The sequence below is a fragment of the Planomonospora sp. ID82291 genome (assembly GCF_015711645.1).
In the GTDB taxonomy this organism is placed as follows: Bacteria; Actinomycetota; Actinomycetes; order Streptosporangiales; family Streptosporangiaceae; genus Planomonospora.
Map to the genome: position 1 here is coordinate 166,530 of NZ_JABTEX010000002.1, position 23,734 is coordinate 190,263.

Consider the following 23,734-nt stretch of genomic DNA (forward strand, 5'->3'; position numbering starts at 1 on the left):
ATGGCGATGCGTGAGGCAAGGAATCGACGCAACCGGGCCGGTCGAGAGAACGATGACCGTGAGGTGTCGCGCGCGCCGCTCGGTGGGGTTCGACGGGCCCAAATGATCACGACCTATGGCGTCGGCGCAATGGTGGCGGTGGGTGACCGTTCGTACATCGTCAGCGGCCTGGACGGTTGGAAGGTGGATGAGGCGTTCTCCATCCGTGAACCCAGGCTGCAGTACTGGTTGAAGGTGCACGGTTTCAAGCTCCCTCCTGCCGCGGATCCGCCCGCGGGTGATGGAGTGCGAGTCCGGCTGTTCCCAGAGATCTACTCCTGCTCGAACTGTCACGCTCTCAAGGAATTCCGCAGGTTCGGCTCGCCGAGGGGCAAGAGTCAGTGTGGGGCGTGCGAGAGGCCGCTCACTCCCTCCAGATTCGTGGTCGCCTGTGAGAACGGACATCTGGACGACTTTCCGTATTTCGCCTGGGTGCACAAGAAAACCTCGCCCGCCGACGCTTCGAGTGACGTCCGGCACGAACTCACCCTGCACAGCACTGGACGGACCGCCTCGCTCAGGTCCGTGGTGGTCCGCTGTTCATGTGGTAAGGCGGCGTCCCTTGAAGGCGCGTTCGGCAAGGGGGCGATGCGGGCGCTGGGCATCTCGTGCAGCGGTCGTCGGCCGTGGCTCGGGCGCGGCTCGGAACAGCGTGACTGTCCGGCGGCTCCACGAACCCTGCAACGTGGTTCCTCGGCGGCGTGGTTCCCGATCAGTCGGTCCGCGATCTCCATCCCGCCGTGGTCGCAGACGATCCAGAAGCGGATCGATCCTTATTACGCGACATTCAAGACACTGTTGGAAAGGCAGGTGGACGAGAACATCGTCATCGAGACCATCAGGTCGTCAGGCGTTCTCAAAGGCGCGCGTTTTACGGAGTGGAACGTTCTGGAGGCGGTCAGACGTCGTCAGGGACTCGAGGCCGCCGAGCATCCTGATCCCGAAGAGTGGAGCGGTTTCGAGCCGGCGGGTGAACTGCGGCGCGAGGAGTACGAGCAGTTGCTCTTCGGCACGGCGAATGTCGATCAGGGTGATGATTTCGAGTGCGTGGCGCCGTCGGGCGACTCGGGAACGTCTCTACCGCGGGGAATCGGCCGCACGATGCTGGTGAAGCGACTCCGGGAGGTGCGTGCTCTCCAGTCCTTCACTCGGGTTGAGATGCCTACGGCATTGGCCGGCGATACCCGGCGATCCGCCATGTCCAACACGGACGTGGGATGGCTGCCGGCGGTCGAGGTCAGTGGGGAAGGGGTCTTCCTCACTCTGGACGCCGAGGAGCTGCGTCGGTGGGAGACGAAGGCGGGCCCTCGCGTGCGGGCCGGGCAGATCCATGACAATCACACCGCTTTGATGCGTCGCCGTATCATGATCGCCGCAGGCACGGCGGCGATCAGTGAGATCTGGTCGCCCATCGATGCCCGGTATGTGCTCCTGCACACCCTCGCTCATGTGTTGATCAACGAATGGAGTCTGGACGCCGGTTACCCGACGGCCGCGCTCCGCGAACGGCTGTACGTGTCCGAGGACATGGCCGGGGTGCTCATCTACACCGCCACCAGCGACTCTGCCGGCAGCCTCGGTGGGGTCGTGGCCCAAGGAGAGCACAAGAGGCTGCGCATCTCCCTGGAATCGGCCCTGAGCCGGGTGTCGTGGTGCTCGCAGGACCCGCCGTGCATGGAGGCGGAGGCCACTGGAGTCGACAGCCTCAACCTGGCGGCCTGCTATGCCTGCGTGCTTCTCCCTGAGACGAGTTGCGAGACCAACAACACCTTTCTCGATCGAGCGTTGCTCGTCGGCACTCCGGACGACCCGTCGATCGGGTTCTTCTCCCGGGAAGGTCTGGGCACGGTCTGACCTGTCGAATCCCCTGCCGGGCTTCGAGCCGAGGAGAGGTGCTGAGGATCGGTTCGTCGGTGAGTCCGCCCTCCGATGGACCGGCCAGACCCTCGATTAGGATGATCTTGGAGTTCGCGGCTTCGCCGGAATCGGACGGAGCGCAGCCCTGAAGCTGTGGAGACCGTACGAACTGATTCCGTGGGTGATGGGCCGGTGGCCGTGCGGAGCGGCCATGCGTCCGGCTTGAGAGTGAGGATGATCGAGATGGCCAGGACCGTTCAGCACCGCACCTACACGATCCGGGAGGGTCTGCTGGAGGAGTGGGCGGAGAAGTGGCGTGCCCAGATCGTGCCGTTGCGCCTCACGTTCGGATTCGAGATCCACGGGGCATGGCTGGACCACGAGCGGAGCCGGTTCGTCTGGGTGGTCTCCTACGACGGACCGGAGGGCTTCGCGGAGCGGAACCAGCAGTACTGGGCCTCTCCCGAACGCGCCGCGATGGCACTGGACCCGTCGGACTACCTGGTGGACAGGGACGTTCGCGAGGTGACCGCCGTCTACTGACGATCACGGAGGGGGAGCATGTGGCTCCGCCGCTCCTCCTCCGTCAGATTCCGGTAGACCCGGCTCCGTGCCAGCGCCTGTAGCCGCGCCAGGTCGGGCTCGGCCTGCCAGATCCGGGCGGTGCCGTCGGATGACGCGGTGAGCAGGGATCGACCGTCCGCCGACCAGGCGACGGAAGTGATCCTCCCGCAGTGGACGCCGGCGATGGCGATCTCCTCGCGGCTCGCCGGATCCCAGACCCGTACGGTGCGATCATCGGAGCCGGTGGCTATCCGTGTTCCGTCCGGAGACCACGCCACCGCGTGGACACGGCCTTCATGACCCTGGAGGACACCGGTCTGCCGACCGGAGGCGACATCCCAGATGCGGGCGGTGCGATCTGCCGAGCCCGTGACCACGGAAGTCCCGTCGGCGGACCAGGAGACGCAGTCGACCCATCCCTCGTGGCCGCGCAGGACGGTGTGCTGTTCTCCGGCGGCGATGTTCCAGATGCGGGCGGTCCGGTCGTCGGACGTCGAGGCCAGCATCCGCTGGTCCGGTGACCAGGCGAGGTGAATGATCCAGTCCTGGTGGCCGGTCAGCGTCGTGAGCTGCCGTCCGTCGGCGGCGTCCCAGACGCGGAGGACGCGGTCGTGGCCGCCGGTGACCAGCCGCGTCCCGTCATGCGACCATGCGAGGCACTCGACGATCGAGCCGCCGGGATCCAGCCAGGTGGTCGCCGAATGCGCGTCCGCCCGCCAGATCTGCACGCTCCGGTCGCTGGAGCAGCTCGCCAGCGTGGCGCCGTCCGGTGACCAGCGGACCTGCCGCACCAGATCGTCATGGCCGTCGAACACGTGCTGGAGCCGGCCGCTCCCGGCGTCCCACAGCCGTACGGTGCCGTCCTCCGAACAGGTCGCCGCCCGCGCGCCGTCCGGTGACCATGCCGCGTCGTGCACGGTGCCGCCGTGCCCGGCGAACAGCATGGTCTCCGCTCCGCGCTGCTGCGGATCCCAGACGCGTGCGCTGCCGTCCGCGCAGGCCGTGGCGATGCGGGATCCGTCCGGGGACCAGGCGGCGCCCCACACCCCGTCGCCGTGACCGCGTAGCACGCCGAGCGGGCGGGCGTCGTACGGGTCCCAGATGCGGGCGGTGCCGTCGGCTGACGCGGATACGAGCATGCGGCCGTCCGGTGACCAGTCGACGTTCCAGACGGGTTCACGGTGGCCGCGGATCAACAATGTCTGACGGCCGTCGCCGGCGTCCCAGATCCGGATGGTCTGGTCGCCCGACGACGTCGCCACCCGGGTCCCGTCGGGTGACCAGGCGATCCCCTCGACGTAGTCCTGGTGCCCCTCCAGCGTCAGATCCGCCCTGTTCTCCGCGACGTTCCAGATGATCACCGTACGGTCATGTGACGCGGTGGCGAGGCGATGGCCGTCGGGAGACCAGGCGATGCCGATCACATTGTCACGATGTCCCCGCAGCTCACGCACGGTCTCACCGGACGCGGCATCCCAGATCCGTACCACCAGATCCCGTGAGGCGCCCGCGACATGCCGGCCGTCCGGCGCCCAGTCCACACCGCGCACGACGTCCCGCGCCCCGGTCAGCACACGCCTGACGTCACCGGTTCCGGCGTCCCACAGGCGAATGGTCTGATCCCGGGACGCGGTCGCGACCATGGAGGAGTCGGGTGACCACGAGGCCATCTCGACCATCCCCTCGTGCCCGGACAGTACGGCCGACGTCCGGCCGGTGACGGCGTCCCACACTCTTCCCGTACCGTCTCGTGAGGCGGTGACGACGCGCGTCCCGTCGGGCGACCAGGCGAGGTTCCGGACGGTGTCGGTGTGCCCGTCCAGGGCCACGGTGGAATGGCTGAACGTCAGCGCGGTCATCAGGCCGCGCAGCGCGGCCGGGGTCATGACGCACTCGTCCAGCGCCGCCAGAGAGAGCAGCAGGGACGTCTCGGGCGACCGCTCGGCGGAGACGAGCACATGACGGCCGATCCCATCCGAGATCCGGCGGAGGAAAGCCAGGTCGCGGCGCTGGGAGACATCGACCAGTTCGCGTACGCCCTCCGTGATCTGACCGGCCTCCGCCAGCCCGGCCGTCCACTGCTGGGCGAGGGCGAGCCGGCTTCCCGTCAGCAGATAGTCGTCACTGCGTCCGGAGCGCTGCCAGTCGACCGCCCACCGTTCCAGCTCGGCGCGTTGGCGTAGCTGTTCGACGCGTGCTTCGATCTCCTGCCGGAGCGGTGGCCACTGACGGAACATGGCCTCGTGCGCGACCTGCCCTATCGGCTGGTCGTCCCGCACGTCGGTGACGAGTAGCCGGGCCTCCACGAACGCATCGACGATTCGCCGTTCGTCGGGGTTCAGCTCGCTGAGGACGACTTTCCGCCGGGTCGCTTCCTGACCTTCGACGGTGACGAACTTCAGCAGCACGGAGAGGACCGCGCCGATGCCGATCTCTCCGTGGAACTCCACGACGACCTGGTCGGCCTGACGCGCCATGGCTCCGCCCACGCCGCCGAGAGAACGGTAGTGCGTGATGGTGGCCGTCCTGCCCGATCCCACGGAGTCGTACAGCTCCTGCAGGAGGTAGGCCAGGAGCGGCAGGGCGTCGCTGGTGCCCGCCTCCTGCACGACGAGATCGACCAGGCCGGGTGCGAAGCCCATCCCCGCCAGCCGCCCGGGTTCCTCGACGGCCTGTGCCAGTTCGAGGCGGCTGATCGCTCCGATGGCCGCCGGGTTCTCGAACAGTTCCGTCTGCGTGGTCTCCAGGAAATCGCGGAGGAACTCGATCCGCAGGGTGGCCAGGATCCACAGTCTCCGGTCCCGGTCAAGGGCCGTGCGGATGGCGGACAGGAACAGTTCTCGCTCGTGCTCGCCGACCGTGGTGAGCAGTTCCTCGAACTGATCGACGACCAGCAGCAACCGGCTGAACCGGTTCCCCGTCGTCGATCTGAACCTCTGGAGGTGACGGGCGAGCGCGTCGGGCGACTGCCGTAGTCTGCGGAGCAGGGCATGGGCGTCGGTCGCGCCTGTGGTGCCGCTCAGGGCGTCGGCGAGCGCCGCCATCGGGTTGCTTCCCGGAGTCATGACGGGAGGTATCACCCAGCGTCTTTCGCGCAGCCTCGGGACCACCCCGGCCTGCGCCAGCGATGACTTGCCGCTTCCGGAGGCGCCGACCAGCGCGACGAACCGGTCGCTCGCCGCAGCGGAAGGGTCGTGCAGCCGCCGTACGAGGTCGTTGATCTGCCGGTCGCGGCCGAAGAAGATCGAGGCCTCATCCTCCCTGAAGGCGTCCAGCCCGGGATACGGCGGTCGGCTGGAATCCCATTTTCTTTTGGGTGAAGGAGGGTTCTCCAGGCGATGCGTGACAATGGTGACAGAAATCAAGACGAGAATCAGCACGCCGATCGAGGGGGCCGCGATCTGCTGAAGTACGCGTAGGGGAAACGCGCCCTGATCGGCGTCGGTCGCGTAGTTCGTCACGATGCCCAGCAGCGCGGCCACCACGACCAGCAGGACCTGGAGGAACAACGTCAGCCACCGATGCCTGCTCATGGTGCTTCCCAGAGTCGGGCGGGCATCCGGCAACCCCTGTCGCGTCGGCCTTCATGAGTCTTACGGACGTATATCAGAGATGTGCGTTCCTGGTCTTACGGGTTCGGCGCTAATCTCCTTTCCGGCGCATCTCAATATGCGGAATCCCTGTCCGTGGAGGCCGCGCGGGAGCCGGCCCGTTCATCCCGTGCCGGAGGCCGGGGCCGTGAGGGCTCGCCAGGCGGCGTCCACGAGTTCGTCGACGTCGGCGTCGGTGATGTCGCCCGCGACCAGGCCCCGGTAGACCAGCGGTCCGGCGAGCAGGTCGCGGGCGGTGGCCGGGGAGGTGCCGGGCGGGAGGTCGCCGCGGGCGATGCCGCGGGTGACGACGTCGGTGATCGTGCCGAGCCGGGGTCGCAGGTACAGTTCGCGCAGCGGCCCGGCCAGCTCCTCGCGTCCGATGCTGTCGGCGTGCAGGGCGAGGATGACCGGGGCCAGGCCGGTGCGGACCAGGCGGTCGACGAGGCCGTGCGCCAGCAGGTGCAGGTCGGTGCGGGTGTCGCCGGTGTCCGGCGCGGCGGCGATCGGCACCGCCCTGGACAGGGCGTCGATGGCGAGGTGGGCCTTGTCGGGCCAGCGCCGGTAGACGGTGGGCCGGGTCACCCCGGCGCGGACCGCGACCGCCTCGATGGACAGGCCTCCGTAACCGGCCTCGCGCAGCAGCTCCATCGCGGCGTCCAGGATCGCCGGGCCGGTCTCCGCCCGCCGGGGACGGCCTCGTCTGTCGACCACGTCACACCTTCTTTACTTTACGATTCGTAACGTAAATTATAAGGGCATGACGAGCGAACGAGACGGCGAACTGCCCGCGGCGGTCACCTGGGGTCTCCTGGCGGCCTGGGCGATCCACGACAGCGAGGAACTTTTCACCATGAGCGGCTGGACGGAGCAGGCCGTGCCCCGGCTGAGGGAGCGGTTTCCGCAGGTGCCGCCCCAGGTGTGGGAGAAACTGCGGACCACCCCCGCGCAGGCCGCCGTCGCCATCGGGATCATGGGCGGCCTGGTGGCCGCCGCCTCGGCCCGCGGCGCGGCCACCGGCGGGCGCAGCCGCCTGTACCAGACCGTGCTGGCCGGGTTCGGCCTGCACGCGATCACCCACGTCGCCCAGGCCGCGGCCGTCCGCGGCTACACCCCCGGCGTGGTGACCGCGCCGCTGGTCGTCGCGCCGTTCTCGATCTGGGCCTGGCGGCGTCTGCGCGCGGCCGGGGTGCCCACCGGCGGCGGCGCCTCGTCGGCGGGGGCGCTCCTGGCGCTCCCGGCCGTCGCCGCGGCCTGCCACGCGGCGGCCCGTGCGCTGGCTCCGGTCCGCTCCCGCTGAGGGGCCGATGAGGGGCCGATGAGGGGCCGACGGGCCCGTACGGCGGCGCGGGTGGCCGGTCGGGCCGTCGTCCTCGTCCTCGTCCTCCGCTGACGGCGACGGTGACGCTGACGGTGACGGCGGCGGCGGCGACGGTGACAGCGTGGACGCCGTGGGCGATAGTGGCCCTCATGAAGGTACCGCTGGTCCTCATGAAGGTACCGCGGCGAGCGGCGGCGCTCGTGCTGCTCGGGCTGGCGGTGACGGCCTGCGGCGGTCCGCCACCGCGGGACCCGGCCGCTTCGTCGGCTCCGTTGCCGCGGGACCCGGCCGCTTCGCCGATACCGCCGCCGTCGGCCTCGGCGTCCTCGGCGGCGTTGACGCCCCGGCCGCTCCGGATCCCCCGCGTCCCGGCGGGAGGCGAATGCCCCACCACCGCCCCGCGCCCGTGGTCCGGACCCGGCGTGGCGACGGCGGTGCTCGGCGACGGGCCGGTGTATCCGGTCGCCGACTACTTCAGGGCCGGCACCGTCCTGGAGCTGCGCGCCGAGGACCGCGGGCCCGACGGCTCCTACGTGAAGAAGGTCCGCTGGATCAGCGCGGGATACATCGGGCCGGTCCTCGTCCGGGCCGCCCGGATCGACGGGAAGGGCACCGCGAGCAGCGGGTTCGCCTACACCGGCGAAGAGCGCCACGGAGGCCACTACGCCGAACTCGATTCTCCGGCGCGCGATCTGCCGGGGACGACGACGGTCGGCGGGCCCGGCTGCTACGTCCTGCAGGTCGACGGCACGACGTTCACCACGACCGTCGTGTTCCGCGCCGCCTGAGCTCCTGCGCCGTCCGAGCTTCCGGGGCACCTGGACCCCGGTGCCGCCCGGACTCCGGGGCGTCTCATCTGATCATTCCTGAGAACCGGTGAATGGTAGAACGTCCCGATATGGAATTCTTCTGCTATCACCGTGATCGGCCCGGTTCCGCTGCGCTGCGCGACGAACTGCTGGAAGCGCACTGGTCCTACATGGACCGGTACGCGGCGGAGCTGATCGCCCGCGGTCCGACCTTCGAACGCGCCGACGACACGGCCACCGGCAGCGTGCACATCGTCGACCTGCCGGATGCCGCAGCCGCCCGCGCGTTCGCCTTCGACGAGCCCAACTACCAGGCCGGTGTCTACCGGGACGTGATGGTGCGCCGATGGCGCAACGTGCTGGGGCGCACCATGTGGGACTTCCCCGGCGGCCGGGACGGCGGCAACCGGTACCTGGTGCTGGGCCTCGGCTCCGGGCCGGCCGCCGACCTCGTCCCGCCGCCCGGCCGGGACGAGCTGATCGCCTACGGGCCGCTGCTGTCCGACGACGGTGCCACCTGGCTGGGTACGGCGCTGCTGGTCCGGGCGTCGGACCCGGACGCGGCACGTGCCGTCCTGACCCCGGACCGGTACGCCGACGTCGAGGTCCACGACTGGGAGTTCGGCGGACGGCGGTGAGCGCGGACCGGACGGGAAGCCCCTCCCGGCTGCGGAACCCGGTCATCGTGCGCCGGAGGAGACGGGAACCGCTCCGATAGCCTCGACGCCGATCACCGAAGGCGATCGGGAGGATTCCGGAATGAACCCGCCCGCCCGTACCCCGGAGCGGCGCGAGCAGGACACCCTCGCCCGGCTCGAACGCGACGTCGACGCGTGGGTGTCCACGGCGGACGGGGAGAGCGGAAGCCCCTGCACGGTGCCGCGGCGGCCGGTCGCGTACCCCGTGTCGCGGCGGTCGGTCGCGCCGGGCCGCAGGACGGTCCCGGCTCGCGGCGCGCGTGTTGAGTACACCGGTCGTCGCTGGGCAGGGGATCGCCGTAGGGGCGGCGGCACGGGCCGCGGTCCCTTTGATCCGATTGCTGAGGGACATGCCGCATGACGTTCACCACGCCTCCTTCACCGGCCGCCCGGCACCTCGTGCCGGTCCCGTCCACGGCACCGGACCCCGCGGCTCCGGAGTCCGCGGTCGCGCGGGAGTCCCGCACGACGCGCTCCGGCGACGTGCGGGCGTTCGTGGGCGCCGTCCTGCAGCGGCCCTCCACCATCGGGGCCATGGCGCCCACCGGCGCGCGGGTGGCCCGCCTGCTGGCCACGGTCGTGCCCAGCACGCGCGAGGCCGTCGTGGTCGAGCTCGGCGCCGGGACGGGTCCGGTCAGCGACGCCGTCCAGGACCGGCTCCGGCCCGGGAGCCGGCACCTGGCCGTCGAACTCGACCGGGACCTGGCCGAGCACCTGCGGGCGACCCGGCCCCGGATCGACGTCGTCCAGGGCGACGCGGCCGACCTGCGGCGGTTGCTCGACGCCGCCGGCATCGGCGCCGGCGAGGTGGACGCGGTCGTCAGCGCGCTGCCATGGACCCTGTTCGACGGGCCCCAGCAGGAGCGGATCCTGGACCAGATCTGCGCCGTGCTGCGGCCGGGGGCGGCGTTCGCCACCATCTCCGCGCATCCGTCGAGCCTCTTCCCGGCGGCCGGGGAGTTCCGCCGCCGCCTGCACGAGCGGTTCGACGAGCTCGTCGTGAGCCGTACGGTGTGGCGGAACGTGCCGCCCGCCCGCGTGCTGGTCTGCCGCCGCCCCCGGCTCCGGGCCCTGCGCTGAACGATCCTCCCGAGCCGGGCGGAACGGCCGGAGGTCAGGCGGGCCCCTGGTCCGGTTCCGGACCCGGGAGGGCGAGCCTGCGGAGGCGGTCCTCCGCGCCCAGGATCCGCAGCGCCCGGACGAGGGGCTCGCGGTGGATCTCCTTCTCCGCCCTGTCGTACATCAGCGTGAGCGCGTCGCGCAGCTTGGCGGCCTCCGCCGCCAGCGCCTGCGCGGCGGTGACCCCGGCGTAGGTGTACTCGGCGGAGGCCGGGTTGATCCGGCCCAGGAGTTCGAGGATCCGCAGGTAGTGATCGAGGAAGTCCTGCTCGGCCCGGGTCAGGGCCGGAAGCGGGCGATCGGGCTGCATCGTCGTCACGCGGAGCCGCGGTCGTGGCGCCAGGTGAGCAGGGAGACGGTGCCGTCGCCGCGGTCCCGGACGACGGGCTCGTCGTCGGTGAGGCGGAAACCCGCGGAGCGCGCGACCGCGGCGCTGGCCTCGTTGTCCGGGGCGATGCGCAGCAGCACCCGGTCCACCGCCAGGGTGCCGTAGGCGTAGCCGGTCATCAGCCGGACGGCCCGGGTCGCCAGGCCCCGCCGCCGGTGCGCGGCGCCGATCGCGTAGCCGAGCTCCGCGTCGCGCTCGTCCGGGGAGGCGCGGAAGAGCAGCACCTCGCCCAGCGGGGTCCCGCCGTCCTCGGTGACCGCCAGCTGGAGGCGGAGACCGGCGGCGCGGCCCTCCCGGGCCCGCGTGAGGTAGGCCCGCGCGGTCTCCAGGGTGAACGGCGAGCGGAGCGGGGTCCACCGGTCCACCTGCGGCTCGTCGAAGAGCGCGGCCATCGCCGGCAGGTCCTCGTCGGTCCAGTCGCGTAGCCGGAGACCGAGCCCCGAGACGCTGACGGAGGGGGCGAACGCGGCGCGGGGGAGGTCGGAGGTCGTCATCTGCCTGATTCTGCTATCGCGGGCCGACCGTGTCAGCACGCCGACGATCACCGTTCCTCCCCTCGGGAGCCGGGGGAACCGATGACCGGGGCAGGGCGAGGTGGACGCACACGCCCTCGTGCAGCTCTTTCTCCATCCGGGCGGTGCCGCCGTGCATCTCCATGATCTTCTCGACGATGGACAGGCCGATCCCGGTGCCCTCGGCGGCCTGCTCCTCGGCCTGCGGGGTGCAGTAGAACTCCTCGAAGACGCGCCGCAGGTCGTCCGACTCCACCCCGATGCCGGTGTCGTGGACCTCCACCTCGGGTGCGGGGTCGGAGACGACGACCACGTCGACGGCGCCACCGTGGCAGGTGAACTTGATCGCGTTGTCCAGGACCTGCAGCAGCGCGCTGCACAGCTGCTCGACGTCGGCCCAGACCTCCACCCGCTCGGGGGCGTGCAGGTTCAGCGCCAGGTGCTTGAACTCGGCGGCCGGGGCGGACCGTTCGACCGCCTGACGGGCCAGCTCGGCGAGGTCGACGCGGACCGGGCTGAAGGTGGCGGTCTGCGCCTTCAGGCTGGCCATCAGGAGCAACGTGTTGACCAGGTGCAGCATGCGGTCGCTGTTGCGTTCGACGCCCTGCAGGAAGCGCCGCCCGGTCGTCTCGTCCAGGCCGCCTTCCTGGACCAGTTCCAGGTAGCTGCGGATCGCGGTGAGCGGGGTGCGCAGCTCGTGGTTGATCCTGGTCAGGAACTGGTTCTTCAGCTGCTCCAGGGCGTGCAGCCGCCGGACGACCTCGTCGGCGTGGTGGGCCCGGCCGTGCAGCTCGATCAGGGTGACGGCGTGGGTGGCCAGGGTGTGCAGGGTCTGGCGCTGGGCGTCGTCCAGCCGGTCCGGGCGGCGGTCCATCACGCAGACCGTGCCCAGGGCGTTGCCCTGGCGGCTGATCATGGGGGCGCCCGCGTAGAAGCGCACCCGCGGGGGGTCGGTCACGATCGGGTCGTCGCGGAAACGCGGGTCGGCGTGGGCGTCGGGGATCTCCAGCAGCTCCCGTCCGGCGATGGTGTGATCGCAGAAGGGGACCGGCGGGTTCACACCGGTCAGGTCGGTGCCGGCGCGGCCCTTGACGTACTGGCGGTTCTCGGCGACCAGGTTGACCAGCGCGATCGGCGCCCGGCAGACGTGCGCGGCGGAGATGGCGATGGCCTGGAAGTCCGGCTCCAGCAGACTCTCCAGGGCGTTCAGCTCGTCGAGCTCCCGCACGCGCCCGGTCTCGTCGGCGGCCACCGGTTTCCTGGTCATCTCCGGCCTCCCCGTCCGTTCGCCCGTCGTCGGGTTCCCACCGGTAAGCCCTACCCGGTTCCGGCCGCCGAGTGCCCACCGCACCCGGCGGGCCGGTAAAGACCGGGTCAGATCCGTCCACGCAGGTGGAAGGCGGCACGTACCGCCACCGTCGTGGCCGGGTTCTCCGGCGCGGCCGGGAAGCGGTCCCGGTCCGGCCTCACCTCCCGCCCGCCCGCGCCCGCCCGCGCTCAGCCGTGCCCGTCCGTTCCTGTCCGTACCCGCCCGTGCTCAGCCGCGCGCAGGCGCGAGCGTGTCGCGCAGGGCCCGTACGGCGGCGCGGACCGCCGGGATCTGGTCGGCCTCGCGGGGGTGGACCAGGTGCAGGGTCCGGGGGAGCAGCCCGGCGGCCGGGCGGACGGCGACGCCGGGGGCGGTGAAGGCGTCCAGGGCGAGCCGGGGGAGCAGCCCGATGCCCAGCCCCCGGGCGATCAGCGCCTGGGTGACCACGTAGTCGTCGGTGCCGTGCCGTACGTCGGGGGTGAACCCGGCCTCCCGGCAGGTCCGCAGCAGGCTCGCCGCGCACCGTGCGCAGCCCGCGATCCACTTCTCCGCCGCCAGGGTCCGCAGGTCCACCGGCTCGTCGCCGCCCGCGGCGTGCGGGTGGGAGCGCGGCAGGACCAGCCGGACCGGGTCCTCGCCGACGGCCGTCCGCACCAGGCCGGGCTGCTCGTCCGGCTCCTGCCCGGCGTGCGCGAACGTCACCGCCAGGTCGGCCTCCCCGGCGGCGAGCAGGGCGAGCGCCTCGGGGGGCTCGGCCTCGCGGAGCCGTACGTCCACCCCGGGGTGGCGGCGGCCCAGCAGGCTCATCGCGGCCGGGACGACCGTGGCGCTCGCCGAGGGGAAGGCCGCCAGCCGTACGGTGCCCTCCCGCAGCTGGACCAGGGCGGCCAGGTCGTCGGCGGCGGCGTGCAGCCGGACGGCGATGGCGTCGGCGTGGCGGAGCAGGACCTCGCCCGCCTCGGTGAGCCGCACGCCGCGCGGGCGGCGCAGCACCAGGGCGGTCCCGGCCTGTCGTTCCAGGTGGCGCAGGTGCTGGCTGACGGCGGGCTGGGTCCAGCCGAGCGTGCGGGCCGCGCCCGCGACGGACCCGGCGCGGGCGATCTCCCGGAAGACGAGGAGGCGGTGGACGTCCATTCCCTGGGGCACGGGTATAAGTATTCCTTTGGGGTCGGCCAACGAGGAGACGTCTACCTATGGGGTCGCGCGCCGGACAGGATGGCACGCATGACACGAACCCTCCGAACCCCGCAGATCCGGCAGATCCCGCGGACCATCGGCCTGATCGGCGGCATGAGCTGGGAGTCCTCGGCGGAGTACTACCGCCTGCTCAACGAGGAGGTCCGCCGCCGCCTGGGCGGTCACCACTGCGCCCGGAGCCTGCTGCTGACCGTGGACTTCGCCGAGGTGGAGGAGATGCAGCGGGCGGGCGACTGGGAGGCGGCCGGGCGGCTGCTCGCCGGGGCGGCCCGGACCCTCGAAGCCGGCGGGGCCGAACTGGTCCTGCTCTGCACCAACACGATGCACCGGGTGGCGGCGGAGGTGGAGGCCGCGCTCACCGTCCCGTTCGTGCACCTCGTCGACGCGACGGCCGAACGGATCACCGCCGCCGGGCTCACCACCGTGGGACTGCTCGGCACCCGGTTCACCATGGAGATGGCGTTCTACCGCGACCGGATGCGCGGGCACGGGATCGAGGTGCTGGTCCCGGACGGGCCCGGCCGCACCCTGGTGCACGACGTCATCTACCGGGAGCTGACCCGGGGGCGGGTGGAGGACGCCTCCCGCGACGCCTACCGGCGGGTCATCGCGGACCTGGCCGCCCGGGGGGCCGAGGGGGTGGTCCTCGGCTGCACCGAGATCACCCTGCTCGTCGGCCCCCGCGACAGCGCGGTCCCGGTGTTCGACTCCACCCGCATCCACGTCGGGCGCGCCGTGGACCTGGCCCTGGCCGCGCCGGTCCCGGAGGCCGGCGAGTAGGGAGTACGGCCGAGGCCGGGCGTGGAAGGTGCCGCCGCCGGAGCCCCGGCCGGAGTCAGCGGGAGTGCCAGGCGGCGAGGATCTCGGCCTCGCGGGCGGGGACGATGGTGGTCTCCACCGAGAAGTCCGCCTCGGAGGCGCGGATCTCGCGCACCGACCGCCGGAAGGGGCGCGGGTTCAGTCCGGCGGCGCGGGCGGCGGACGGGTCCGCGGTGTTGATCGAGGTGTCCTCTCCCCCGCCCCAGAGCGGGAGCGAGCGCCCGTCCTGGCCGACGGCGTGCAGGAAGTCGGCGTCCACCCAGGTCAGCGTGGTGCCGGGTGGGGCGACCTCGGCCGCGATCTGCTCCAGCATGTCGCCGAAGGTGAACGGCGGGGGCGGGCTGACCGCGTGGAACGTGCCGCCGTCGCCGCGCTCGACCATGGCGACGGTCCAGGCGGCCATGTCGCGTCCGTCGATCACCTGGATCGGGGCGGACGGGTCTCCGGGGGCCAGGACCTCACCACCGCGGGCGAGGCGGTTGACCCAGTAGGTGAAGCGGCCGGTGTGGTCGTACGGGCCGATCACGTAGGTGGGCCGGACGACGAGCGTGCCGGGGCCGAACCTCTCGATCGCGGTCCGCTCGCACAGGACCTTCAGCGGGCCGTACGTCTCGCCCGTCACGGTGTCCGGGACCGGGCCGTCGCCGCCGAGCCCGGTGAGCGGGGAGTCCTCGGTGAAGCCCGGCTTCTGGCCGCGGGCGTAGACGGCCGTGGTGGAGACGAAGGCGTACCGGCCGGTGGAGACGGAGTCGGCCAGGGACGCGACCTGGGACGGCAGGTAGGCGCTGACGTCGATCGTCGCGTCCCACGCGCGGCCGTCCAGGACGGCGAGGCCGGCGTCGCGGTCGGCGAGCAGGTGCTCCGCCTCGGGGAAGAGCTCCGGGCCGGTCCGGCCGCGGTGCAGGAGGGAGACGTCGTGCCCGGCCGCCAGCGCGGCGGCGGTGAGGTGCCGGCCGACGAACCGGGTGCCGCCGATGATCAGAATGCGCATGCATGCCATCCTTCCCCACGCGGTGCCGCCCTTCTCCTCACGCGGCGGGGTCCTCCTGCGCGGCGCGGACCACACGGAGCGCGGCCGGCGTGATCGGGCCGATCAGCCCCTGTTCAGGGCGTCTTTCCCCGCGCGCGACCCCGGATGCCTTTTCCCATCCGCCCGGGGAGCGGGTACGTTGAGGCAGTCGATTGTCTATTTTCGGGGTGGTCCGTTTGACAATCCAGCCCAGGGCCAATCCGGACGGCCCGCCCCGCACGACCCTGCCCGACCCGCCGGTCTCCCCCGTCCGGCGGTCCTGCCCGCCGGGGCTGACGATCAACCTGATCGAGCCCCTCTCCGGGCTGGAGGTGATCGGAGAGATCGACCGCACGACCAGGAAGGCGTGGCATGAGGCGCTGGCCGCGGTGGCGTCCAGGAACGAGGACGTCCACCTCTACCTGGCGGAGCTCAGGTTCATCGATGTCCGGGGGACATGGTTGATCACCGATGTGGCGGGCACCCTCCCTGCCGGCAGACGGATGTTCCTGCATCATCCGCCCCGCATACTGAAAACCGTACTGACCCTGATCGGATCGGGCAGCCTTCCGGTCGTGGTGGAGAGCCCATGAACATCGCACCGCCCGCACCCGCCGAGCCCTTCGAGCATCCGGCGCTCTTCTACCGGGACGCCGACGAGTACCTCGCGGGGACCGTGCCCTTCGTCCTGCAGGGCCTGGCCGCGGACGAGCCGACCGCGGTGGCGGTGCCGGACGGGAACCTGAGGCTGATCCGCGAGGCGCTGGGCGCGGAGGCGGCCGGGGTGCGGCTGATCGACATGGGCGAGGCCGGGCGCAACCCCGGGCGCATCATCCCCGGCGTGCTGCGGGCCTTCGCCGACCTCCATCCGGGCCGGCGCGTCCGCATCATCGGCGAGCCGATCTGGGCGGGCCGGTCGGCGACCGAATACCCGGCGTGCGTCCAGCACGAGGCGCTGATCAACCTCGCGTTCTCCGGCAGGGACGTCACCATCCTGTGCCCCTACGACCTCGACGGGCTGCCCCCCGAGGTCATCGAGGACGCGCGGATGACCCATCCCGTCCTCGTGGACGGCTCCGGCGCGTCGGTGAGCGCCCACTACGCGGTGGAGCGCGTCCTGCGGGACTGCAACCGGCCGCTGTCCGCCCCGGAGGGCGCCGCGGTGATGCGCTACGGCCAGGGCTTCGGCGACGACCCGCTGGGCCGGGTCCGGACCTTCGCCACCGAGCACGCCGCCCGGATGGGCCTCGCGGGCGAGCGCCTGGACGACCTGCGGCTGATCGCCAGCGAACTGGCGGCCAACAGCCTCGACTACGGCGGCGGCGCGGGGACCCTGCGCGTCTGGCAGGAGGGCGGCCGGGTGGTGTTCGACGTCAGCGACGGCGGCCACATCGCCGACCCGCTCGCCGGACGGTGCCCGACCCCGGTCCACCAGCTCGGTTCGCGCGGGCTGCTCGTGACGAACCTCCTCAGCGACCTGGTCCGCATCCACACCGATCGGGACGGCACCACGATCCGCGTGTACTTCGACGTGGACGGCGCCGACCCGCTGGAGCAGCTCAAGGGCATCGGCGGCGCCGGCACCGCCGACGGCGTCGAGGGCATGACGGGAGGGTCCGCGGAGGCGGCGGAACCCGCGGGCCGCTGAGCCCGGGGCGGGCCGGGCCCACCGGCGGGCCGGGCTCGGGGGCGGGGGGTTCAGGGGGTGTCGAGCCAGGTGTCCGTCGTGCGGGTCCTGCCGGTGTCGGTGCGGGGCAGGAGCGTGGCCCGGGTCTCCGTCACGGTGAAGCCGGTGACGACGTGGCGGTTGTGCAGCAGGAACCCCACCACGCCCGCGACGGCCTGCACGCTGTCGGGGGCGGACGTCCGGCCGGTCAGCAGGTAGACGAGCGGGGTGGAGGGCTGGTCGATGGCGAAACCGCGGCCGTGCCGGTGGACGTCCTGGAGGGTCCTGATGGGGATCGGCCGGGGGGCGGTGAACCAGGCGGCGACGTCCCAGGAGGGCATCCCGGAGTCGGGCGCCGACGCCTCCTCGTAGCAGGTCACGCAACCGCGGCGGGCGTCCTGCCCGTGGGGGCAGATCCAGGACGCCGCGTCGTTCGGCATGCTGCGTTCAGACATGTGCCGACCGTACCTCGTCGGTTCCGCCGCGCTCACGGTGGTCAGGGCAGCCCGGCGGCCTTGCAGGCGGCCCGGATGTCGCCGGCGCAGATCTCCTCGACGGTCCAGAAACCGTCCTCGACCACGGTCTCCTTGATGTTGTCCCTGGTGACCAGGATCGGCTGGATGATCAGTGCGGGGATCGGGGAGCCGCTCCCGTTGTCCACGGTCGTGGTGCCCCGCGCGGTCCTGCCGGAGCCGAGGTCGAAGGCCAGGCGCGCGGCGTTCCTCGCCTCGGGCTTGATCGGCTTGTAGACGGTCATCGTCTGGGCGCCGAGCAGGATGCGCCGGATGGCGGCGAGGTCGGCGTCCTGGCCGGTCAGCGGGGTGCTCTCGGGCATCCCGGCGTCCCGTATCGCCCGCGCGACGCCGCCGGCCATGCCGTCGTTGGCGGAGTAGACCCCGATGACCTCGTCCGGGCCGAGCACGGTGAACGCCTCGGCCGCCGCGGTGCCGGCCCGGTCGGCGCTCCAGTCCGGGGTGTCGTACTCCCGGCCGACGTCCACCCGGCCGTCGAGGACGGAGTGGGCGCCCTTCTTGAACTCGCCCGCGTTCGGGTCGGCGGGCGAGCCGTTGATCATCACGATCGGGCCGCGTCCGGGGTCGCCGCCCTTCTTGAGGGCGTTGAGCAGCGCCTCGCCCTGCATCCTGCCGACCTGCACGTTGTCGAAGGAGGTGTAGGCGTCGACCGGGCCCTCGGCGAGCCGGTCGTAGGCGACCACGCGCACGCCCCGCTGCCGGGCCTTCGCCACCGAGGGGGCGATCGCCCGGGCGTCCACCGCGTCGAGGATGAGCACCCTGGCGCCGGCGGTGAGCATCGCGTCGACCTGCTGGCGCTGGCGGTCCGGGTCCTCGCCGGCGTTGGCGTAGACGACCTCGCAGGCGGGGCAGAGCACCGCGATCTCCTGCGTGATGTACGGCCGGTCGAACTTCTCGTAGCGCGCGGTCCTCACCCCCGGCAGCAGCAGGCCGATCGTGAAGCTCGACGCGCCGGTGCCGCCCGTGGCGCCGGGGGACGTGCTGGCGGGGGTCAGGGTGCCGCCTTCGCCCGGCTCTCGCAGACTCCCGCAGGCCGCCATCCCGAACGACAGGACGAGCGCGGCACCGCCCACCGCCCACCGAACCGTCTTCACGCCGTCCCCCGATCACGCACCGGAACCGGTGCCGTCCGTACAGGCTGGCCGTACCCGGGAGTGAAATAGGGATTCGTCATGGGAATCGGCTTTGACGATGACTTGGGGAGAAAGCTGCAGGCCAGATGGGCTTGTGGTGGATCAGGAGACCTGGGGTGAATGTAAAAAATTAGCTGGATATGAGGTTTCAAATTGTTTTGAGAGGTTCGTGTATGCCGGAAGGGCCCGGGGGCAGAGGCCGCGGCAACCGAGGATGCACGACCTTTGGAGGCATCGGTGAACGAGTACCCAACCAGGGCGGGGGAGCGCCCGGCGGAGGGCGGGGAGCTCCGCGAGACGGCCAGAGAGGCCGCGCAGCAGACCAGGTCGGCCGTCGGGGAGGTGGCCGGCACCGCCAAGGAGCAGACGAGAGCGGTGGCCGGAGAGGCCAGGGAGCAGGCCCGCCGCGTGGCGGACCAGTTGCGTGAGCGGGCGAACGAGCAGGCGCGGCAGCAGAGCCGGCGCGCCGCCCAGGGGATCCGGCAGTGGGCCGACGAGCTGGCCTCGGTCGGCGACACGGTCAAGCCCGACTCCCCGGTCTCCGGGGTGGTGCAGCAGGTCGCCGACGGAGGACGGCGAGCGGCCGACTACCTGGACGAGCACGGCCTGGCCGGCGTGGTGCAGGAGGTCCAGAACTTCGCGCGCCGCCGCCCCGGAGCGTTCCTCGCCGGGGCGCTGGCCGCGGGCTTCCTGGTCGGCCGGATCGCCAAGGCGGCCTCGGACACCGGCGGCTCGACCGGCACCGGCGGACCGACCGGCACCGGTACGGCGGGCACGTGGAACGGCACGGGCGGCACGGGTACCGCCGCGGGATCCTGGGGCCCGGCCGCCGCGGGGAGCACGGCGGGCACGTGGAGCGGCGCGGGCGAACCGGGCGCCGGCGCGCCCGGTTCGCCGACGGCCCCGATCCCGCCGGTCGCCCCGGCCGGCCCGGTCACGCCCGCCGCCCCGCCCGCCGCTCCGGGAACGGCCGGATCCGAGCCGGGCTTCGGGGAGGAGCGCTTCCCCGGGACCCCCGTCACCCCGCCGCCGACGGGCTGGGAAGGTGATCGGCGATGAGCTCGCCCCTCGAACCCGAGCCGCCCTCGCTGGGGCAGCTGGTCGGTGAGATCGGGGAGGACCTGTCGAGGCTGTTCCGCCAGGAGGTGGAACTGGCCAAGGCCGAGATCCGCCAGGAGGCCGCCAAGGCCGGCAAGGCCGCCGGTCTGCTCGGCGGGGCGGGGTTCGCCGGCTACATGGTCGCGCTGCTGGTGACCCTGGCGGTCATGTTCGGCCTCGGCAACGTCATGGACCTGGGCTGGGCCGCGCTCATCGTCGCGGCCCTGTGGGCAGGGGCCGGTGCGGCCCTGTTCGTGACCGGCAAGGCCCGGTTGCGGCAGGTGTCGCCCAAGCCGGAGCAGACGATCGAAACGCTCAAGGAGGATGCGCGATGGGCGCGGAACCTGACCAGATAAGGGCCGAGATCGCGGCCACCCGGGCGGAGCTGGCCGCGGACGTGGACCGGCTCGCGGACAAGACCAGCCCGGCGCGGATCGTGCAGCGCCGTACCGGCCGGATGCGCCGGCGGATGCAGGCGGTCCGCGAGCGGGTGATGGGCACCCCGGTGCACGCCGCCCACCAGGTGCGGCGGCAGGCCGGGCAGGCCGCCCACGGCGTCCGCGACACGGCGGCGGGCGCCGCCGGGACCGTGCGCGATACGGCGGCGGGCGCCGCCGGGACCGTTCGCGACACGGCGGCCGAGGCCGCCGGGACCATCAAGGAGACCGCCGTGGAGGCCGCCGGAACCGTCAAGCAAGGTGCGCAGCAGGCCGCGGAGGCGGTCCGGGAGGCACCGGAGCAGGCGCTGCGGGGGACCCAGGGAAACCCGCTGGCCGCCGGACTGATCGCCTTCGGCGCGGGACTGCTCGCGGCCACCCTCATCCCGAAGACCGAGGCCGAGCAGCGGGCCGCCGAGCAGCTCCGCGACCAGGCCGGCGAGATGGTCGCGCCGGTCAAGGACGCGGTGCTGGAGTCGGCCCAGCGCCTCGGCGAGGAGGCCAAGGAGGCCGCGCAGGAGGCGGGCCGGCAGGTCAAGGAGACCGCCGCCGAGGCGGCGAGGGCCACCGGCGACCACGCCCGTGAGCAGGCTCAGCAGGTCGCGGGTCAGACCCGCTCCACGCTCGGCTCCTGACCCGGGCGGCGGGGCGCTCCACGCGGCCGGAGAGGGCCGGAACGGGGGCGCCCCACGCGCCCGGAGAGGGCCGGAACGGGGGCGCCCCACGCGGCCGGAGAAGGCCGGAACGGGGCGCCCGACGCGGCCGGAGAAGGCCGGAACGGGGCGCCCGACGCGGCCGAGAGGGCCGGGGCGCCCCGTCCGGCCGGTCCTAGAGGCCGGGCGGGGCGCTCCTCCCGGCCCGCGGAAGACCGGGAGGAGATTCCTCCCCGGATCCGTCTCCGGCCTTGTCGTAAAGTAAATGCTTACTTACGATGGTCGCATGAGCGACGGACTGTTCGAGGACGACGACCTGGTCAGAGTGATCGGGCGCGAGGCCGTGCTGATCGCCGCAGGAGGCGCGGCCTCACTGCTGCAGACCGCCCACCCGAAGGTGGCGCAGGGGGTCTACGACCACAGCTACACCGCCGAGGATCCGCTCGGACGGCTCCGGGGAACCATGCAGTGGGTCTACGCCGTCTCCTGGGGCACCCGCGAGGAGGCCGAGTCGCTGAGCGCGATCGTGACGCGGATGCACGACGGGGTGACCGGTCCCGGCTACCGGGCCAACGACCCCGAGCTCCAGGTCTGGGTGGCCGCCACGCTCTTCGCCACGGCCGTGCACGTCTACGAGGCGGTCTTCCGGCGGCTGTCCGCCGACGAGCTGGCCGCCTACTACGAGCAGTCGAAGATCTTCGCCACCATCCTCGGCTGCCCGCCGGACATGATGCCGCGGACCTACGCCGACTTCCGCGTCTACTACGCGGACATGCTGGCGAACCTCAAGATCAGCGACGCCTCGCGGGCCGTCGCCGAGCAGGTCCTCCATCCCGACGTGCCCTGGTTCGCACGGGCCGGCCTGCCGGTGATCAGACTCGTCACCGCGGGCCTGATGCCCGCCCCGATCCGCGAGCAGTACGGCTGGAGCTGGACCCCCGCCCGCAGGGCGCGCTTCCACCTGCTCATGAGGCTCCTGGCCGTCGTCTACCCGAGGCTGCCGCTGCGGGTCCGCACGCTGCCCCGGGACGTCTACCTGGGCTCCCTGCGCAGGAGGATGGCCGGGCGGCGCCCCGCGATGTCATGACCTGAGGGGAAAGGCGCCCCCGGTGACGGACCCGGGCCCGCCGGGAGGTCCTCGCTACTGGAATTCGGTGACCTGTCGCATTACTGTGACTACTCTACGTGGTTACCTCTTCTTGACCAGCGAGGACATGTCATGTGGCGACGGTGCGCCATCTATGGGCCGCTGACGACCTGGGCCGTCGTCACGTGCATGCTCACCGGGTGTCAGTCCGCGCCCGCCGAGTCCGTCTCCGTCCTGGAGCCGACCGCCCTGCCCCCGGCCACCCCGTCGGCGGACCCGCGGGCCGCCGCCGAGGAGGCCGTGCTCGCCGCCTACCGCGGCATGTGGCGCGATTTCGTCTCCGCGGCCGGGACCGCGGACTGGAAGGCCGGGGGCCTCGGCGGGCACGCGACCGGCGACGCGCTGACCATCCTGCGGCACGGCCTCTGGCTCGCCCGGCAGAGGGGCCAGGTGATCGAAGGCGAACCGGTCCTGAGCCCGGAGGTCGCCTCGCTGCGACCCGGGGCCGGGCCCACCCGGGCCAAGGTCATCGACTGCGTGGACGACACCGGGTTCCTGACCCGCACGCGGGCCGGGGCACGGGTGGGCGGAGGATCCCCCACGGGCAGGCACCGGACCACCGCCGGCCTCGTCCTGCGTGACGGCTCCTGGTACGTCAGGAGCTTCGTGCTCAAGGAGGCCGGGACATGCTGAGACACGCCGCGGCGATCACCACCCTCTGCTGCACGGCCCTCGCCGTCGTCTCCGGCTCCGGGACCGCGGTCCCCGGCGCCGAAGCGGCCGTCCGTACCGGGGCCGTCGGGGCCGCCGGGGCCGCCGGGGCAGCCGGGACGGTCGGGGCCGCCGGGACGGTCGGGGCCGCCGGGACGGTCGGGGCCGCCGGGACGGTCGGGGCCGCCGGGTCCGTCGCCCCGGGCGTCGAAGGGGAGGTCGAGGCGACGGGGGGCGTGGCCGCGTTCATCGGGTGCGGCTCCGAGGGCGGACCGGGGTGCGCGGCGCGGGCCAGGCGCTGGTGGAAGCGGCTGGCCGCCGCCGGGAGGCTCCCGGCGGGCGGCGGAGCGGACGCGGACCCGCGCGCGGACCGCCCCGAGGCCGCCGGCCGCTCGGGGCTCCGGGGCCGGCCGGGCCTGCCGTACACACCGGACCCCCGCGGCCCGCTGGATCCGCGGGAAGACTCCCGGAGCCCGCTGGACCACCCGCTGGACCTCCTGGAGCCGCTGGACCCGCTGAACCCCCTGAGGCCGCGCCCGCGGGCGGACGAGGACGGCGCGGGCGGAGGCCGGGCCGCCGGGACCCCGGTGCCCCCGGCCGCCGTCCTGGAGGCGGTGGACCGCCTCGTCCTGCCCGAGCCGGAGATCGGCTCCTCGCCGCGCCCCGAGGACCTGCAACTGGTCCGGCTGCCGATCTGGCTCACGATCTCGCGGGCGTCCTGGCGCCCCCGCACGGCCACCGGTACGGCGGGCGGGACCACCGCGACCGTCCTGGCCCGGCCGGTCCGGGTGAACTGGGACATGGGCGACGGCACCACGGTGGTCTGCCGGGGGCCGGGCACGGCGTACCGCGAGGGGCGGGACGATCCGCGCCGCCCCTCGCCCACCTGCGGCCACACCTACCGCGATTCGAGCGTGGACGCCCCGAACGGCGAGTACCGGGTGACCGCCACGGTCGTCTGGGAGGTCACCTGGACCGCCGCCGGGCGGAGCGGCCCGCTCCCGTCCCTGACCACCACGGCGAGCGAGGAGTTCCTCGTCGCCGAGTCCCAAGCGGTCGTCACCGCATGACGACGGCGATCACCACAGCCTGAAGATCGTCACAGCCTGAAGAGGGGGAAGCAGTGGCCACGACGGCGGTCAGACCGGCGCGACCGACGACCGGTGCGCCGAGGAGGCGCCGGAG

At 72.6% G+C, this 23,734-nt stretch carries 24 protein-coding genes; 15 read left to right on the forward strand and 9 right to left on the reverse strand.

All coding sequences use genetic code 11. The annotated features are described in order from the left end of the window. Both drmB and HS045_RS11685 read left to right on the forward strand, forming a co-directional pair. Entirely contained in the window at positions 1-1,893 is a 1,893-nt protein-coding gene (gene drmB, locus HS045_RS11680) for a DUF1998 domain-containing protein (RefSeq protein WP_230884005.1), read from the forward strand. A 246-nt stretch (positions 1,894-2,139) separates the two neighbouring features. Beyond that, on the forward strand, positions 2,140-2,439 hold the full coding sequence (locus HS045_RS11685; RefSeq protein ID WP_196451283.1) for an NIPSNAP family protein: 300 nt from the start codon (positions 2,140-2,142) through the stop codon (positions 2,437-2,439). Here the strand turns inward: HS045_RS11685 and HS045_RS11690 are convergent. Continuing rightward, a complete protein-coding gene (locus tag HS045_RS11690; protein WP_196451284.1) occupies positions 2,433-5,993 on the reverse strand; it encodes an AAA family ATPase in 3,561 nt (1,186 codons plus the stop codon). The genes HS045_RS11685 and HS045_RS11690 overlap by 7 nt on opposite strands. Before the next feature lie 180 nt (positions 5,994-6,173). Then, positions 6,174-6,764 (reverse strand): TetR/AcrR family transcriptional regulator, encoded by a 591-nt coding sequence (locus tag HS045_RS11695; RefSeq protein ID WP_196451285.1) that lies wholly within the window; start codon positions 6,762-6,764, stop codon positions 6,174-6,176. Positions 6,765-6,810: 46 nt separating this feature from the next. On the opposite strand from HS045_RS11695, the gene HS045_RS11700 reads away from it, so the two are divergent. The 4 genes from HS045_RS11700 to HS045_RS11715 all read left to right on the forward strand — a co-directional run bounded on the left by HS045_RS11700 (position 6,811) and on the right by HS045_RS11715 (position 9,958). Next, positions 6,811-7,350, forward strand: coding sequence for an HXXEE domain-containing protein (locus HS045_RS11700; RefSeq protein WP_196451286.1), 540 nt, complete (start codon positions 6,811-6,813; stop codon positions 7,348-7,350). A 443-nt stretch (positions 7,351-7,793) separates the two neighbouring features. Continuing rightward, positions 7,794-8,159 (forward strand): hypothetical protein, encoded by a 366-nt coding sequence (locus tag HS045_RS11705; protein WP_196451287.1) that lies wholly within the window; start codon positions 7,794-7,796, stop codon positions 8,157-8,159. Between the two features lie 110 nt (positions 8,160-8,269). After that, on the forward strand, positions 8,270-8,818 hold the full coding sequence (locus tag HS045_RS11710) for a YciI family protein (RefSeq protein ID WP_196451288.1): 549 nt from the start codon (positions 8,270-8,272) through the stop codon (positions 8,816-8,818). A gap of 417 nt (positions 8,819-9,235) precedes the next feature. After that, positions 9,236-9,958, forward strand: coding sequence for a class I SAM-dependent methyltransferase (locus HS045_RS11715; protein ID WP_196451289.1), 723 nt, complete (start codon positions 9,236-9,238; stop codon positions 9,956-9,958). Positions 9,959-9,992: 34 nt separating this feature from the next. On the opposite strand, the gene HS045_RS11720 is transcribed toward HS045_RS11715, so the two are convergent. The 4 genes from HS045_RS11720 to HS045_RS11735 form a co-directional block, all read right to left on the reverse strand. Then, positions 9,993-10,316 (reverse strand): hypothetical protein, encoded by a 324-nt coding sequence (locus HS045_RS11720; protein WP_374191376.1) that lies wholly within the window; start codon positions 10,314-10,316, stop codon positions 9,993-9,995. Beyond that, positions 10,313-10,879, reverse strand: coding sequence for a GNAT family N-acetyltransferase (locus HS045_RS11725; RefSeq protein ID WP_196451290.1), 567 nt, complete (start codon positions 10,877-10,879; stop codon positions 10,313-10,315). Before HS045_RS11725 ends, HS045_RS11720 begins: the two co-directional genes overlap by 4 nt. A gap of 13 nt (positions 10,880-10,892) precedes the next feature. After that, positions 10,893-12,164 (reverse strand): GAF domain-containing sensor histidine kinase, encoded by a 1,272-nt coding sequence (locus HS045_RS11730; RefSeq protein ID WP_196451291.1) that lies wholly within the window; start codon positions 12,162-12,164, stop codon positions 10,893-10,895. A gap of 270 nt (positions 12,165-12,434) precedes the next feature. Then, positions 12,435-13,352 carry a LysR substrate-binding domain-containing protein gene (locus HS045_RS11735; protein ID WP_196451292.1) on the reverse strand — a complete coding sequence of 306 codons (918 nt, stop codon included), beginning with the start codon at positions 13,350-13,352 and terminating at the stop codon, positions 12,435-12,437. Between the two features lie 78 nt (positions 13,353-13,430). Between HS045_RS11735 and HS045_RS11740 the strand changes: the two genes are divergently transcribed. After that, positions 13,431-14,183, forward strand: coding sequence for an aspartate/glutamate racemase family protein (locus tag HS045_RS11740; protein ID WP_196451293.1), 753 nt, complete (start codon positions 13,431-13,433; stop codon positions 14,181-14,183). A 55-nt stretch (positions 14,184-14,238) separates the two neighbouring features. Here the strand turns inward: HS045_RS11740 and HS045_RS11745 are convergent, their stop codons facing one another. Then, on the reverse strand, positions 14,239-15,213 hold the full coding sequence (locus tag HS045_RS11745; protein WP_196451294.1) for an NAD-dependent epimerase/dehydratase family protein: 975 nt from the start codon (positions 15,211-15,213) through the stop codon (positions 14,239-14,241). Positions 15,214-15,419: 206 nt separating this feature from the next. Here HS045_RS11745 and HS045_RS11750 point away from each other — a divergent pair, with 206 nt between their 5' ends. Continuing rightward, entirely contained in the window at positions 15,420-15,824 is a 405-nt protein-coding gene (locus HS045_RS11750) for an STAS domain-containing protein (RefSeq protein WP_196451295.1), read from the forward strand. Further along, positions 15,821-16,879 (forward strand): sensor histidine kinase, encoded by a 1,059-nt coding sequence (locus HS045_RS11755; protein WP_196451296.1) that lies wholly within the window; start codon positions 15,821-15,823, stop codon positions 16,877-16,879. Before HS045_RS11750 ends, HS045_RS11755 begins: the two co-directional genes overlap by 4 nt. 50 nt (positions 16,880-16,929) lie before the next feature. Here the strand turns inward: HS045_RS11755 and HS045_RS11760 are convergent, their stop codons facing one another. After that, positions 16,930-17,352 carry a hypothetical protein gene (locus HS045_RS11760; RefSeq protein ID WP_196451297.1) on the reverse strand — a complete coding sequence of 141 codons (423 nt, stop codon included), beginning with the start codon at positions 17,350-17,352 and terminating at the stop codon, positions 16,930-16,932. Positions 17,353-17,393: 41 nt separating this feature from the next. Further along, complete coding sequence (locus HS045_RS11765) at positions 17,394-18,524, reverse strand: sugar ABC transporter substrate-binding protein (RefSeq protein WP_196451298.1); 1,131 nt, start codon at positions 18,522-18,524, stop codon at positions 17,394-17,396. 276 nt (positions 18,525-18,800) lie between these two features. On the opposite strand from HS045_RS11765, the gene HS045_RS11770 reads away from it, so the two are divergent. The 6 genes from HS045_RS11770 to HS045_RS11795 all read left to right on the forward strand — a co-directional run bounded on the left by HS045_RS11770 (position 18,801) and on the right by HS045_RS11795 (position 23,619). After that, positions 18,801-19,622, forward strand: a complete 822-nt coding sequence (locus HS045_RS11770; protein WP_196451299.1) for a hypothetical protein — start codon at positions 18,801-18,803, stop codon at positions 19,620-19,622. Further along, entirely contained in the window at positions 19,619-20,017 is a 399-nt protein-coding gene (locus tag HS045_RS11775; protein ID WP_196451300.1) for a phage holin family protein, read from the forward strand. Before HS045_RS11770 ends, HS045_RS11775 begins: the two co-directional genes overlap by 4 nt. Then, positions 19,993-20,733: a DUF3618 domain-containing protein gene (locus tag HS045_RS11780; RefSeq protein WP_196451301.1), complete on the forward strand. Its 741-nt coding sequence runs from the start codon at positions 19,993-19,995 to the stop codon at positions 20,731-20,733. The genes HS045_RS11775 and HS045_RS11780 overlap by 25 nt, the downstream gene beginning before the upstream one ends. A gap of 304 nt (positions 20,734-21,037) precedes the next feature. Next, positions 21,038-21,838: an oxygenase MpaB family protein gene (locus HS045_RS11785; protein ID WP_196451302.1), complete on the forward strand. Its 801-nt coding sequence runs from the start codon at positions 21,038-21,040 to the stop codon at positions 21,836-21,838. Positions 21,839-21,970: 132 nt separating this feature from the next. Then, the gene (locus HS045_RS11790; protein WP_196451303.1) at positions 21,971-22,531 is read left to right on the forward strand and encodes a hypothetical protein; all 561 of its coding nucleotides are present in this window, start codon (positions 21,971-21,973) and stop codon (positions 22,529-22,531) included. Beyond that, the gene (locus tag HS045_RS11795; protein ID WP_196451304.1) at positions 22,525-23,619 is read left to right on the forward strand and encodes a hypothetical protein; all 1,095 of its coding nucleotides are present in this window, start codon (positions 22,525-22,527) and stop codon (positions 23,617-23,619) included. Before HS045_RS11790 ends, HS045_RS11795 begins: the two co-directional genes overlap by 7 nt. Positions 23,620-23,734: the final 115 nt, after the last annotated feature.

Bases quoted from the DNA above. Each gene is read 5' to 3' on its own strand.
- drmB (WP_230884005.1), top strand. From the start codon at position 1: ATGGCGATGCGTGAGGCAAGGAATCGACGCAACCGGGCCGGTCGAGAG.
- HS045_RS11685 (WP_196451283.1), top strand. From the start codon at position 2,140: ATGGCCAGGACCGTTCAGCACCGCACCTACACGATCCGGGAGGGTCTG.
- HS045_RS11690 (WP_196451284.1), bottom strand. From the start codon at position 5,993: ATGAGCAGGCATCGGTGGCTGACGTTGTTCCTCCAGGTCCTGCTGGTC.
- HS045_RS11700 (WP_196451286.1), top strand. From the start codon at position 6,811: ATGACGAGCGAACGAGACGGCGAACTGCCCGCGGCGGTCACCTGGGGT.
- HS045_RS11710 (WP_196451288.1), top strand. From the start codon at position 8,270: ATGGAATTCTTCTGCTATCACCGTGATCGGCCCGGTTCCGCTGCGCTG.
- HS045_RS11715 (WP_196451289.1), top strand. From the start codon at position 9,236: ATGACGTTCACCACGCCTCCTTCACCGGCCGCCCGGCACCTCGTGCCG.
- HS045_RS11725 (WP_196451290.1), bottom strand. From the start codon at position 10,879: ATGACGACCTCCGACCTCCCCCGCGCCGCGTTCGCCCCCTCCGTCAGC.
- HS045_RS11730 (WP_196451291.1), bottom strand. From the start codon at position 12,164: ATGACCAGGAAACCGGTGGCCGCCGACGAGACCGGGCGCGTGCGGGAG.
- HS045_RS11740 (WP_196451293.1), top strand. From the start codon at position 13,431: ATGACACGAACCCTCCGAACCCCGCAGATCCGGCAGATCCCGCGGACC.
- HS045_RS11745 (WP_196451294.1), bottom strand. From the start codon at position 15,213: ATGCGCATTCTGATCATCGGCGGCACCCGGTTCGTCGGCCGGCACCTC.
- HS045_RS11755 (WP_196451296.1), top strand. From the start codon at position 15,821: ATGAACATCGCACCGCCCGCACCCGCCGAGCCCTTCGAGCATCCGGCG.
- HS045_RS11760 (WP_196451297.1), bottom strand. From the start codon at position 17,352: ATGTCTGAACGCAGCATGCCGAACGACGCGGCGTCCTGGATCTGCCCC.
- HS045_RS11775 (WP_196451300.1), top strand. From the start codon at position 19,619: ATGAGCTCGCCCCTCGAACCCGAGCCGCCCTCGCTGGGGCAGCTGGTC.
- HS045_RS11780 (WP_196451301.1), top strand. From the start codon at position 19,993: ATGGGCGCGGAACCTGACCAGATAAGGGCCGAGATCGCGGCCACCCGG.
- HS045_RS11785 (WP_196451302.1), top strand. From the start codon at position 21,038: ATGAGCGACGGACTGTTCGAGGACGACGACCTGGTCAGAGTGATCGGG.
- HS045_RS11790 (WP_196451303.1), top strand. From the start codon at position 21,971: ATGTGGCGACGGTGCGCCATCTATGGGCCGCTGACGACCTGGGCCGTC.
- HS045_RS11795 (WP_196451304.1), top strand. From the start codon at position 22,525: ATGCTGAGACACGCCGCGGCGATCACCACCCTCTGCTGCACGGCCCTC.